The 12,530-nt window shown below is 59.0% G+C and carries 10 protein-coding genes; 9 read left to right on the plus strand and 1 reads right to left on the minus strand.

The genetic code is table 11. The features are described 5' to 3' along the window. Window positions 1-525: 525 nt before the first annotated feature. The 3 genes from HNQ36_RS18835 (at window position 526) to HNQ36_RS18845 (ending at window position 2,284) form a co-directional block, all read left to right on the plus strand. Entirely contained in the window at window positions 526-663 is a 138-nt protein-coding gene (locus tag HNQ36_RS18835; RefSeq protein ID WP_184087513.1) for a hypothetical protein, read from the plus strand. A 76-nt stretch (window positions 664-739) separates the two neighbouring features. Then, window positions 740-1,486 carry a metallophosphoesterase gene (locus tag HNQ36_RS18840; RefSeq protein WP_184087515.1) on the plus strand — a complete coding sequence of 249 codons (747 nt, stop codon included), beginning with the start codon at window positions 740-742 and terminating at the stop codon, window positions 1,484-1,486. Window positions 1,487-1,699: 213 nt separating this feature from the next. Further along, window positions 1,700-2,284 carry a polysaccharide biosynthesis/export family protein gene (locus HNQ36_RS18845; protein WP_184087517.1) on the plus strand — a complete coding sequence of 195 codons (585 nt, stop codon included), beginning with the start codon at window positions 1,700-1,702 and terminating at the stop codon, window positions 2,282-2,284. Window positions 2,285-2,319: 35 nt separating this feature from the next. Here HNQ36_RS18845 and HNQ36_RS25970 read toward each other — a convergent pair whose 3' ends face one another. Continuing rightward, window positions 2,320-2,514 (minus strand): hypothetical protein, encoded by a 195-nt coding sequence (locus tag HNQ36_RS25970; RefSeq protein WP_210312099.1) that lies wholly within the window; start codon window positions 2,512-2,514, stop codon window positions 2,320-2,322. A gap of 448 nt (window positions 2,515-2,962) precedes the next feature. Here HNQ36_RS25970 and HNQ36_RS18850 point away from each other — a divergent pair, with 448 nt between their 5' ends. The 6 genes from HNQ36_RS18850 to HNQ36_RS18875 all read left to right on the plus strand — a co-directional run bounded on the left by HNQ36_RS18850 (window position 2,963) and on the right by HNQ36_RS18875 (window position 12,530). Beyond that, entirely contained in the window at window positions 2,963-4,051 is a 1,089-nt protein-coding gene (locus HNQ36_RS18850) for an outer membrane beta-barrel protein (RefSeq protein WP_246395433.1), read from the plus strand. Further along, window positions 4,032-6,344, plus strand: a complete 2,313-nt coding sequence (locus HNQ36_RS18855; RefSeq protein WP_184087521.1) for a GumC family protein — start codon at window positions 4,032-4,034, stop codon at window positions 6,342-6,344. The genes HNQ36_RS18850 and HNQ36_RS18855 overlap by 20 nt, the downstream gene beginning before the upstream one ends. Further along, window positions 6,341-7,762: a VpsF family polysaccharide biosynthesis protein gene (locus tag HNQ36_RS18860; RefSeq protein ID WP_246395434.1), complete on the plus strand. Its 1,422-nt coding sequence runs from the start codon at window positions 6,341-6,343 to the stop codon at window positions 7,760-7,762. Before HNQ36_RS18855 ends, HNQ36_RS18860 begins: the two co-directional genes overlap by 4 nt. Window positions 7,763-7,781: 19 nt before the next feature. After that, a complete protein-coding gene (locus tag HNQ36_RS18865) occupies window positions 7,782-8,879 on the plus strand; it encodes a glycosyltransferase (RefSeq protein WP_184087523.1) in 1,098 nt (365 codons plus the stop codon). Between the two features lie 64 nt (window positions 8,880-8,943). Continuing rightward, window positions 8,944-11,088: an acyltransferase family protein gene (locus HNQ36_RS18870; protein ID WP_184087525.1), complete on the plus strand. Its 2,145-nt coding sequence runs from the start codon at window positions 8,944-8,946 to the stop codon at window positions 11,086-11,088. Between the two features lie 2 nt (window positions 11,089-11,090). Then, on the plus strand, window positions 11,091-12,530 hold the full coding sequence (locus tag HNQ36_RS18875) for a lipopolysaccharide biosynthesis protein (RefSeq protein ID WP_184087527.1): 1,440 nt from the start codon (window positions 11,091-11,093) through the stop codon (window positions 12,528-12,530).

The following is a 12,530-nucleotide window of genomic DNA, read 5'->3' on the forward strand; positions in this document are numbered from 1 at the left end:
CGCTTGCACAGGATGGCATCGCCCCACTCGAATTCTTCGCAGGCGCGAAGCACGATGAAGGTGACGAAGGCGCCAACCTTCAGCGGCGCGAAGGTTTCCTAAAGTTTTGTGCGAAATGGGGCAGCAAAACGAAAAATTCGCGCACACGACTCACGCGTGAGGTTCACAAAATTTTTGCGACGCGAAAATTTATCGCGCTGCGAAGCGCTTAGAGTACGATGCCGATTTCTTACGCTGCAATTTCGTTGACACTGCCATGCACAATCAACGACGTGGACAAGATTCAAGAATGGAGTCGATTATCGAATCAAACAGGCGCAATGTCGCACCGGCGTCATGCGCGAGCAGCGCGCCGATACTTTGTGCAAATTCGTTCACTAAAAACTAAAAGAGACTCCTTAGACTCCTCTCGGGGAAGATGGATTTAGCTCACAGCGAGCCCGCAAGATGATTGTCCAGCTACGGAAGATCGAGACAACGAGCGGCGACTCACCTGTGTCGTCTGCGCCTTCAGCGGAACCAGCGATGATCGCTGACCAAATGAACGCGGCCTCGCTGGCGCCCCCCGTGACGCCCAATCGCCGGCTGAGAAACTGGATCATTCTCGCCAATGTCGCCGCCTGGGCGCTCATTATACTGGCGATCCGGTTGATTTTCTTTTGAGTTCCTCCGGCTGGTATCTGTCATCACGGGTTCATCCGTTTGACCGCGGAACCGTTCAAGACGAAACTTCCTAACGATGCGATCCGGCACCACTCACCATGATTCGCGGGCGATCAACGCCGCCGTACCCCCGAACACGCGCGTCTACGCCGTGGGCGATGTTCATGGACGCTCGGACTTGCTGGCGGAGACCATCGCGCGCATTGACGAGGATGTCCGCCGCCGGCCCGTCGAGCACGTTATCGAGGTGTATCTCGGTGACTATATCGATCGCGGGCCCGATTCGAGCGGCGTACTCGATCTTCTCGCAGTTCGCCTTGTGCGTCGGCACGCCATTTGCTTGCGCGGCAATCACGAGGCAATCCTCGAGAGGTTCCTCCGGCAGGACGCGGATGCTCTTTATCATTGGTCAAAGCTCGGCGGTCTTCAGACACTTGCGTCATACGGCATTGTTCCACGCTCGCGATCCGAAATGGAAACACCATCCGCGATTCGACGATCGCTGATTGAGCTCTTTCCTCGCGAACACGAATTGTTCTTGCAATGTCTCCGCAACAGTTTCGTCTGTGGAGATTTTTTGTTTGTTCACGCGGGAATAAAGCCAGGCGTACCCATGAACCTGCAAGATCCAGAGGATCTGCACTGGATTCGGGATGAGTTCCTGAACTCGGAGATCAATCATGGCAAGGTGATCGTGCACGGCCATACTCCGGTCGATCATCCCGACATCAGGCAGAACCGAATCAACATCGACACCGGTGCGTGGCGGACGGGCGTCCTGACGTGCATCGCGATCGAGGACGCGAGCGTTCTGGTGCTTTAGAACTCAGCATCGTGCATAGCAGACGCGCACAAGAAGCCAGTCGGTCACCAGTCGCGCTTGCCCCAATCAATAACGAGAACAATCCAGCGACACATTGGAACACGGCATCACATTCTTTCGCCGTTTTTTTCTCGACTATCACTCGGGCCGCGTCATGGATCTCGTTCGATCCATATCGATTCGTGCAAATCATGTGCCGAGTGGGGTTGAGTCATGCCAAAATTGTCTGCGCGCATCGCGCGCCTGATTCTTGTTGCTGTTATTGCAGCGAGCAGTGTCAGCATCTTCATCGACACCAACGCTATCGCTCAACAAAAGCATTCGTCTCCGTCCAATTCCGGAACATATGTGCTCGGGCCGACCGACAAGGTTCGCGTTAAGGTTTACGGTGAGCCCGACGTTGCGGGCGAATATGAAGTCGACAGCGGCGGCTATGTTTCAATTCCGCTCGCGGGCCGCATCAAAGCGGCCGGATCGACCACACACCAGCTGGAACGCTCCATAACTGCCGCATTATCCAAGGGAATCGTTCGCGATCCGCGCGTCAACGTGGAGATCGCGCTCTATCGGCCGTTCTACATTCTTGGCGAAGTGAAGAAGAGTGGAGAATATCCGTATCGCGTCGGCATGACCGTTCTCGATGCGATCGCAAGCGCAGGCGGTTTCACCTATCGCGCCAATGAGAACAAGGTGTACCTGCGGCGCGCCGGTGGCGCTGGCGAAGAGATCTATCCGCTGGACGCACCCGTGCTGATTTACCCCGGCGACAACATCCGCGTTCCAGAACGTTTCTTCTGACGCGTCATCCCGATTTCATACTTTGAAGTTCCACATCACAACGATCCGCAAAATGGTTTTGCTGTGTCGTACAAATGCGCGTCGCCATAGTGCGGTCTCTTTGCAATGCAAATTTTCTGCACTGCAGAACGATATTCGATGTTTCGCGTTGAGATGCGCAGAAAGCGTTTCTCACGTGCCGTGGAAAGAATGTTCGTGACGGCATCAATGTCGTGAATCGATTCCGTCATGACGTTTCTTTGGGCGAAGGCACGATGATTTTCTGGGCTACTCCGAGACATCCGATACCGGCGACCTCCGCCGGGCGTTCAAGTTTCCCTAACGGGACAATCAATGAAGAGTGCTGTTGCGTTGATAGTGTTGGAAGAAATCGGAAGCCGCGAACGAGCGTCCGTGACGCTGCCGCGACGTGGATCGAAGTTTGCAAGGCTGGGAAAGGCACAGTTGCCGGCGACCGCTCTCATGCTTGGTCTCGCGGCGCCGTCGAATGCACAGGTGATACCGTCGACCACTGAACAACTTTCTGCACCCTGGAATGCACAACGGGTTTTCGAGCCGTCAACGTTGCCCGATTTGGCAGATCCGGAGACACGCAACGAGATCCAACCCGAGGATATGCCGGTGAGAAAACGACAACAGCCGGGATACGAACCAGTCGGAATCCGGGCGGGTTCCTGGATGTTCAGCCCCAAGCTGATGTCCGGCGCCCTTTACGACAGCAATGTCTTCTCCTCGAACACCACGAAGCGCTCGGATGTCGCTGCCGTGGTCGAGCCATCGCTACGCGCCCACACGTTATGGGAGCGGCACGGCCTCGACCTGAAGCTGGACGCCCAGTCGACTATATATAATGAGAACTCCAGTCTTGATCAGACCAATGCCCGCCTGAGAGGCAACGGCTGGTTCGACATCGCGCACGACCTTGCCGTTCTGGCCAATCTCCAAATCGCTCATCTCAACGAAGGCGTCGGTACGCTCAGTTCACCGGTGAACGCCATTTCGCCGACCCCTTACGATCTGTTCTCCGGCGATGTGACCGTTCGCAAGGAATTCAATCGCCTGACCACATCGGTCGGCATGCGTGTCGATTCCTATGATTACGGACAAACGCGGGCGCAGGACGGCTCAATCATCAATCAGGACGGCCGCGACGGTCAGATCTATTCGCTTCACAGCCGCGTCGACTATGCGTTCTCGCCCGTTCTGGGGTGGTTCGCCGGCGTCGAGGGCAATCAACGCAACATCCGCGGAACGCCTGCTCAAACGCTCGACTCTCAGGGATACCGTGCTCTGTCCGGCTTCACAGTCGGGTTTGGCAATCTGCTCAGTGGCGAATTCGGCGCGGGTTACGTCCAGCAGCGATTCGATGCCGCCTCCATCGGCACTATCGAAGGTCCCGCCTACCGCGCGATGCTGACCTGGCGTCCGACCCGTATGCTCGACGTCCACTTCAAGGCCGAACAGGTCGTCACGCAGACATCGGACACCAGCTCAACCGGCGTGCTCGCAAACGCGTTCCAGCTCGGTGTCGACTACGAACTGCGGCGCAACGTGATCGTGTCGCTTGCGGGCGGTTATGAAAACGATCGCTTTTTCGGACAGCAGCGCAAGGACAAGGTCACGACGTCTGACGCGCGGATCAAATACTTGATGAATCGATACGGCTCCATTTCCGTCTTCCATCGATATACCGACCGTAACAGCGACATTCCCGCCTTCAGCTTCGACAAACATCAGGTAGGAATCAATGTTACAGCGCAGTTCTGACTACGAGCTTCAGGCCCTCGACGAGCCTGCCGGCGCTGCAACGGGGCGATGGCAGCAGCCCACTGTCGATTTGCGCGAGATGGCGCGCATCCTGCGCCGACGCTGGAGGATGGTTGCCGCTGCGCCGCTGTCGCTGATTGTGCTCGCGCTGATGTACCTCACCGCCGTCAGCACTCTATATACGGCGACGTCCACCGTTCTTGTGGACCCTCGCCGCGCCAACGTGGTGGATACCAGCCAGACGGTTCTGTCGAATTTCGGCACCGACGACGCCACCATCGAGAGCCAGGCGCTGCTGATTCAGTCCGTCGCGATCCTGCAGCGCGTGGTGGACAAGCTTAAGCTGACCTCCGACCCTGAATTCAGGCCAAAGCCGGGCTTGCTCGACCCTGTCAGGCGATTGTTCAGCAGCAGCGGCCCTGCCTCCGGGGCGAGCCCGGAAGATGCCGCGAAGGCAAGATCCGTCGAGATTCTCCAGAGACGGATGAAGGTGACCCGTCAAGGCACCACCTTCCTCGTGGACATCAGCGTCAGCTCTGAGGAACCGCGAAAGTCCGCCGCTATCGCCAACGCCATTGCAGAAAGCTACTTCGAGGAACAGGTCCGCGCCAAATACGACGCGACCAAGATTGCCGCGAGCTGGCTCAATGGCCAGATCGAAGGATTGAAAACGCGAGTCGTCGCGTCGGAGCAAGCGGTCGAGGATTTCCGCGCCGCCAACAATCTCTCCGTGGCGCAAGGCGTCACGGTGAACGATCAACAGATCACAGATCTCAACAACAAGCTGATCGCTGCCCGCGCGCAAACCGCCGAGGCGCGCGCGAAGTACGATCAGGTACAGCGGCTTGCCAAATCCGGTAGCGATCCTGGCGGCATCAACGCCGCCATCACCTCGGAGATGATCACCAAGCTGCGGACGCAGTATGCCGACATCGCAAAGAACGAAGCCGACCTTTCGAGCAAGTACGGCACGCGCCACCCCCTCGTCGCCAATGTGCGGGCGCAGTTGAAAGACACCCAGCGCCTCATCAACGAGGAAATCCGCCGCATTCTCGACAGCACGCAGCATGACTACGACGTCGCCAAGTCTCGCGAAGCATCGTTGCAGCAGAGCCTCGATCAGGTTCAAGGTGTATCGAGTTCCTCCGGTCAGGCCCTTGTCCGCCTTCACGAGTTGCAGCGCGAGGCCGAAGCCAACCGCACACTCTATGAGTCCTATCTGGCCCGATACAAGGAGACGTCCGCGCAGGAAAGTCTCGAAATGCCGGACTCCCGCGTGGTGACGAAGGCGAGCATTCCGATCAGGCCCTCTTCGCCCAAGACCATGCTGATTCTTGGTCTCGCCCTGATGATCGGCGTCGGCGGCGGATGCATTATCGCGTTCCTTGCCGATTATCTCGACCGCCGCATCAAGACGCTTGAACAGGCGGAATCCATTTCCGGTGTTCCGGCACTCGCCGCGGTTCCGTTGATCGGCACGCGCGAACTCGCCGCCCGTGCAAAACGCGGAAGGAACGAACTCGGTAGCTACGATCCGCGGACGGTGCGACTGTTGCCGCCCGCGCTGCAGCCGCCCTTGATGCGCTACGCCATCGACGAACCAGGCACCTTCTTCGCGGAGGCGATCCGCGCCGTTCGCCTCGCGATTCAGCGCACAATGCGGATCCAGCCGCTAAAGGTCGTGCTGGTGACATCGGCGCTCGACAACGAGGGCAAGACAACGCTTGCCGCCAATCTAGCCCTGTCGCTGGCAACGCTCGGCATCAAGACTCTTCTGATCGATGGCGATCTTCGCAATCCGCAATTGACGCGGGCGCTTTCGCCGCACGCCAACGCTGGATTGATGGAGGTCGCGACGGGCGAGGTCTCGCTGGACCGGGCCATCCTGCTGGACCGGAGCTCCGGTCTCTCCATTCTGCCGTCACCGGCTGTGAAGGACGTCGACGTCATCACGGAGTTGATGTTCTCCGAGCGGATTGTCGACATTCTCGATCACCTGCGCCAGCACTATGAACTGATCATCATCGATTCACCGCCGCTGGTGCCTCTGGTTGACGGCCGCGCGCTGGCCGAAATTTCCGACCGAATTATTCTTGCCATGGGATGGGATCAAACTCCTCAGGAGGTCATCACACACACCGTCAATCTGCTGTCTCCTGTCTATGATAAAATTCTGGGCACGGTGTTGACGCGGGTCGATCTCAGCCGGCTGCGCTTCTACGACTACTATCGCAGTTCGGCGTATCTCAAGCCGTACGGCAGCGTCGCACTGAAGCCCGGACCTGCGGAATGAAAGCGCGCGAACCGATGGTTCGAATCGCAACCGCGATTCCAGTGAACGGCCCGTACCCGCCGTACCGCGGCGGGGCAACCGTCAGAGCCGGCTTCCCGCGACCGCCTTCCGCGCCGGGCCGCGACACCGCGATGGCCGGCTGGGTCGCAGACCGCATGATTGTCCTGGTGATGCTGCTTGCGGTAACCGCGACATTCACGTTGTCGTCGGCGATGCTGACCAACTGGAAGATTCACTACCTGACCGCGGGCGGTGGCTTCTACGAGAAATTTCATCCGGCAACCGGCCTAACATTCCTCGCCTTCGGGCTTCTGCTGCTGCGTCACGGCGATCCGGTCGGCGAGATCGACCGCATGTTCTCCCGGTCGAAACTGATTCTTCTCTATCTCGGATGCTGGTCATTCCTGCTCGTTCAGATGTTCGTGTTGAATCGCCCGTTCACCGTCATCATCGACACCTTCCTTCTTCCGGTCGTGTTGTGCCTCGTGATCTGGCGTCTGTCCCCGATGCAGCGGAACCCGCTGATTTGGGCGACGCATTTGACCATCCTGCTGAATGTTTGCCTCGGCTACTACGAATACTTTTCCGGCCACCGGCTGATCCCCCTGACGCTCGGTAACGTGCTGGTGGTTGGGGAATGGCGTGCCTCGGCGTTGCTCGGACACCCGTTGACCGCGTCGGGGCTTGTTGGCGGGTACATTCTCGCTCTGATTCTTCGCCCCGCCCTTTGCCCCATCCCCATGCTTCGCATTCCGCTGATCGCATTCAGTCTCGGATCGTTGATGGCATTCGGCGGCCGAACCGCTCTGGTCACAGTGCTGCTGCTGTTGGGTTCTGTCGTAGCAAAGGAAGTTTGGCTGATCCTGCGCGGAAAGCGGGTTTCGCTTCCGACGGTGATCGCTACCCTCTGCCTGCTGTTTGTCGCGGCCGCGGGGATCTTCGCAGCATTCGATCTCGGTATTTTCGACAAGATGCTGCTGCGCTTTTCGTCGGACAAGGGCAGTGCGCTGGCGCGCTTTGCGACATTCAACCTGCTATCCCATTTCGACTGGCATGAGCTGATACTGGGGCCGAATCCCACCCGCGTGAATGCATTGCAGGCACAGCTCGGCCTCAACTATGGAATCGAGAACTTCTGGATTTCCTGCATCGTCCAGTTCGGCCTCATTCACACCATTCTGCTGACGATTGGCCTGATCGCCCTCTTCGTGGAAATTATCAGACGCGCGCACCCCGCAGTGTGGGCGATCGTCCTGCTGATACTGGTGATCGCGGCGAGCTCCGTCAGTTTCTCGTCCAAGAACATCCAGCTTGCCCAATTCATCATCCTCATCACGCTGCTGCTGCCGCGTGATCCATCCGGCGCCACACCGGCGTTGCGGACCGGTTCCGGCAAGCCAATCCGGATTCAGCGATGAACTTTGAGATCGGACTCACATGACCGTTTATGTCGATCACACCCATCTCGGACGTCACGTCACCGGCCTCGAGCGTATCACGCTTGAGTTGTTCTCTCCGAAGGCGCTTGCACCGCTCGAGGTCGCTCCTGTAACGGCACACGGCACCGGACGGATGATCGCCACGCAGACATTCGGACTGCCGCTGCGCCTGACGGATCCGTCAGCGATTCTGCTGTGCCCCGGATTTCCGCCCAGCCCACTGTTGCGGCCGTTCGCGGCGCGCGTCATTCCCTATATTCACGACATGTTTCTGCTGTCCCGCCGCGCCGACCTCAACCGGCGCGCACGGCTTTATATGGCGCCGTCCTTCAGGCTCGCGGTGCGGAGTTATCCTCGCTTTCTCGTCAATTCCGCCGACACGAAGCGCAAGCTCGCCGCGCACTGCCGGCCCGATGCTGACATCACACTCTATCGCCCGCCGGTGCGTAACGTGTTCGATTTGCGTCCGGATGGCCGCATCGAAGGGTCCGACCGATCGCCAACGCTTCGTCTCGTCGCGCTCGGCACCGTGGAGCCGCGCAAGAATTTTGCGGCCGCGGCCCAAATTCTCGCAGCGTTACGCGAACGAGGCTTTGAAAACGCCACGCTTGAGATTGTGGGACGGCGCGGCTGGGGAGACGATTGGAATACCTTGGAGCAAAGCCCTGGCGTGATCCTGCACGGATACCAATCGAGCGACCGGGTCCGTCAAATTCTCCAGCGCGCCGATGTTTTCATCTGCACCTCTCACGAAGAAGGCCTCGGCCTGCCGTTGCTGGAGGCTCAGTATGCAGGCCTTCCCATCATAGCACCCGATGCGGCTATTTTTCACGAGGTGCTTGATCGATCCGGCATCTTCATCGATCCCAGCGATCCCGCTGCCGCCGCCGGCACAATCACCGCGGCTTTGTCCGAACCGGAATGGCGAACATCGTTTACAACATGCGGCGCAGAAAATCTCGCGCGCTGGAATGCGCTGGCGTCAGGAGATCGAGGCGCGGTGATCGACCTGGTTGCAACGCTGTCCCAACGACGAATACGCAAAGCCCGGACGCCCGCGCCTCACGATCCCAAAGGTCGAGGCATCATACCGTGACGAGAAACTTTGTCTGGCGCACGTAATCCGAGGGCGATCATTGCAGAATCAAAGAAACAACAACATGCGGCATCTGGACGAGTTGCGGATCATCGCCGCCTGCGCCGTCGTCGTTCTGCATTATGCCGACTATGTGAAGGATCATCCCGCCGGGCGCTTCATGGTCAGTCACACCCTGCATTTCAATCTGTTTGTTGATCTGTTCTTCGTGGTGTCCGGGTTTGTCATCGCAAGCCAGTATCTCGGCAAGGTCAATAACCTCTCATCCACAGGGCGGTTCATGTGGCGTCGGCTGGCCCGCATCTATCCGCTTCATCTGGCAACGCTGACGTTCTATATGGCCATTGCCGCCGCCGCATACTTCGGGCTTGCCAGGACCGACAATCCTGCGCGCTACCCGTTGTCCGACGTGCCCGCGCAGCTTCTGCTGCTTCACGCGTTCGACGGGCAACGGCTGACTTTCAACTTCCCGAGTTGGTCGCTATCGGCTGAGATGTTCTGCTATCTCCTCTTTCCAATCACGGCACTGCTAGCCGCGCGGCGCAAGGCTCTGGTGATTCCACTTGTGGTGCTTCCCGCTCTTGCAAACAGTGTCTACGTCGCCTTTACCGGCAGCGTATCCTGGGCTGAGTGGATCAACCAGGGCGGCATCTTCAGAGCGTTGCCCGGATTCAATCTCGGCGTCGCCTGCTATGTGTTCCGGCATCAGATCGCGCGCTGGCCTGTTCTCCCCGGAACTCTGACAGCAGGCCTAGCGCTCTTCATTCTTCTGGGCTGGCTGCTGCCCGAGATGGCGGCGCTTGTCGCTGTGTACGCAATCGCGGTGCTCGCGATCCAGCACGATTTGTCCGAGACACCAACCATCCTGTCTCACCTGCGGTTCGACCGCGCCTCCGCATATACCTACTCCTGCTACATGCTTCATATTCCCGTCGCCACCATCGTTCTGACTGTCGGGGCGCGCTATCTGGCGAACACCCCGGAAGGAAAGCTGGCGCTGCTGCCCGTCGCGGTTGTGATGCTCGCAGCATTGAGCATTCTGTCTTACCGTTTCTTTGAAACACCGCTACGCCGAGCGCTTAATAGCGCGTTCGATCGTCAGTTCCACGCCCAGCGCGGTGGCAACCGTCCCTGCCGGATCGTCGCAAGGGGGCGCACGATGACAATGACAGCAGCAGCGCGCATTCCGGACAATTGGATTTCGTCACGGGCCGAACCAGCCAGCCGTGATTCCGCGATCGACACCATGCGGGGCATCGCCATCCTGATGGTGATCGGCATCCATTCGCTGCCGCAGCCGCTCGATGCGTCTTGGCCGACCATCCTCGACGCAGCGCTACGGCCATGCGTTCCGATCTTTCTGTTCGCATCCGGATATCTGACCGCGCGCGCGAATCGCGTTCCCCTCGGGAAGCGGGTCATGACTGCGCTTGTTCCCTATGCCATCGCCTTCACCGCCGCCTACATCTACATGGCTTGGCACAACCCGGCGATGGATCATCGCGTCACCACAACGATGGCGCGATTCCTGCTCGCCTACGTGTTCGTCTACTATTATGTCTTCGTCTATCTCGGTTGCACCGTCGGCTTATGGCTGATCTTTCGCTGGGCCAGCATCGACGCCCAGCGATCTTCCCAGTGGGCCACTCTTTTTGGTCTCTCGATCATATTCGGACTGATTGCCGGAAGTTATCTCGATCCGCTGTTGTTGCGCGCGGGCTTCTCTGAATCGCTCGTTCAGGAAGCACGCCTGCGTGACATTCCATTCTGGTTTTCCTTCGCGGCGCTGGGAGTTCTATTCGGCAAGGCTGGCGGCGAGGCTGCGCTGCCCAATATGCGCTCGATGATCCTCGGCGCGACCCTGATCGCCTATCTCATCTATACAGCAATCAGAATCACGAACCTCGGCGACGCCGCCGACTACGATTCCGTTGCCTTCTTCGGTTACGCAGCGCTTTTCAGCGTTCTGCTCCTGGCCTTTCGTCCGCGCCTCCCGTTTCTCGCGGCGATCGGATCCGGAAGCTACTTCATCTACCTCTGGCACATTTTCATCGTCATGATGCTGCGCGACCACACCTCCCTGCGCGGGTTCGGCGCATTTCCGGACTTCGTGGCTACATACATCATCACGGCGCTCGTCAGCGTGATGGCTTTGCTGACGATCCGGCGGGTGATGCCGTCCCGCACCTTGCGCTGGCTGGGAGCCTGATCATGCTTTTGAAACACACGCTCCTCTATATGCCCGCGCAGATCATCGGTCCGCTATTCCAGCTGATCGCAATGGTCGTCTGGACCCATGTCGTCAACGAACACACCCTTGGCGTCATCACGCTGGTCACGGCCACCCACGAACTTCTGCAGATCGGATTTCTTGCGTGGTGGTCCCAGTACGCCTTGCGCTTTTTCGGACGCTTCCAGAGCGGGGAAGAAGCGCAACGGTTTTACAGAACCGAGAATTTGATTCTTCTGATCTCTGTCATCATTCAGAGCGTCGCGATCATCGGCATCCTGTTCCTGGTGATTTCACCGGACGCCAGCACCGGCCTGCTCGTTGCAGCGGTCGCCTACGTCGTGACCCGCTCGCTTAATCTCTACATCGGCGAACGCGCCCGCGTGCAGCAGCAGATCGGCGTCTACTCGATCCAGCAGATCGTCGGACCGGCCGCGGGTTTTCTGATCGGCCTGCTCATGATCAAATTGCTCGGTCAGGGTCCCGAATGGCCGCTCGCCGGCTATGCTATAGCCCAGCTTGTCGCGGCGTTGGTCGTCCTTCCAAGGATCGGTTTTGGCCGGAGCCTTTGGCCGATCGACCGAAAGATCATCAATCATGCCCTGCACTACGGAATCCCCCTGATTGTCGGGGGCGGGCTGAGCTGGATCGGCCTCAACGCGTCGCGCTTTGTCGTCAACGACATGCTAGGCGTTGCCGCGGCGGGCCTGTTCGCCGTCGGTTACGGTCTCGGCCAGCGGGCTGCGGCCGTGGCCGCGATGCTGGTGACGGCGGCCGCTTTCCCGATCGCGGTGAAGCGCATGGAGGACAGTGGCAGCAAGGCGGCGATGCAGCAGCTGTCGGACAACAGCGCGCTGCTCATTGCTGTCCTTGCACCAAGCATCTTGGGAATCTTCATGCTGCGCGCTGAAATTGTTCATCTGCTGATCGCAGCTCCCTTCCAGCAGGTGACGCTCGCTGTTCTGCCGTTGGCCGTTCTGGCCGGAGCGATTCGAAACCTGCGCGCCCATTTCGGCGATCAGGTCTTTCTCCTGCATAGTCGTACACGCCTGATGATCGCGGTTGCGAGCATCGACGCGCTGGTGACGGTGGCGCTGAGCTTCGTCTTTATCTGGTATTGGGGAATCGTCGGCGGCGCCGTTGCAACGGTCATCGCGGCATCGGCAGCCGCGATTGCGAGCTTCACGATCGGTCTCTCGCAATTCAGCCTGAGGCTACCGCTCGGTCATCTCCTCCGCATCGCCATTGCGACGATTGCAATGGGATGCCTGCTGCGGCTTCTGCCCGAGGCCAAGAACATCGCCACCATGGCCGCGCATATTGCGACGGGTGCCACCTCATACATCGCCGCCCTTGCCCTGCTCTATGCGCCAACCCTGTTCAAGATGTTTCGCACACGACCACAGCGATCCAGTAGCTGA

The organism is Afipia massiliensis (genome assembly GCF_014203115.1).
Lineage (GTDB): Bacteria > Pseudomonadota > Alphaproteobacteria > Rhizobiales > Xanthobacteraceae > Afipia > Afipia massiliensis.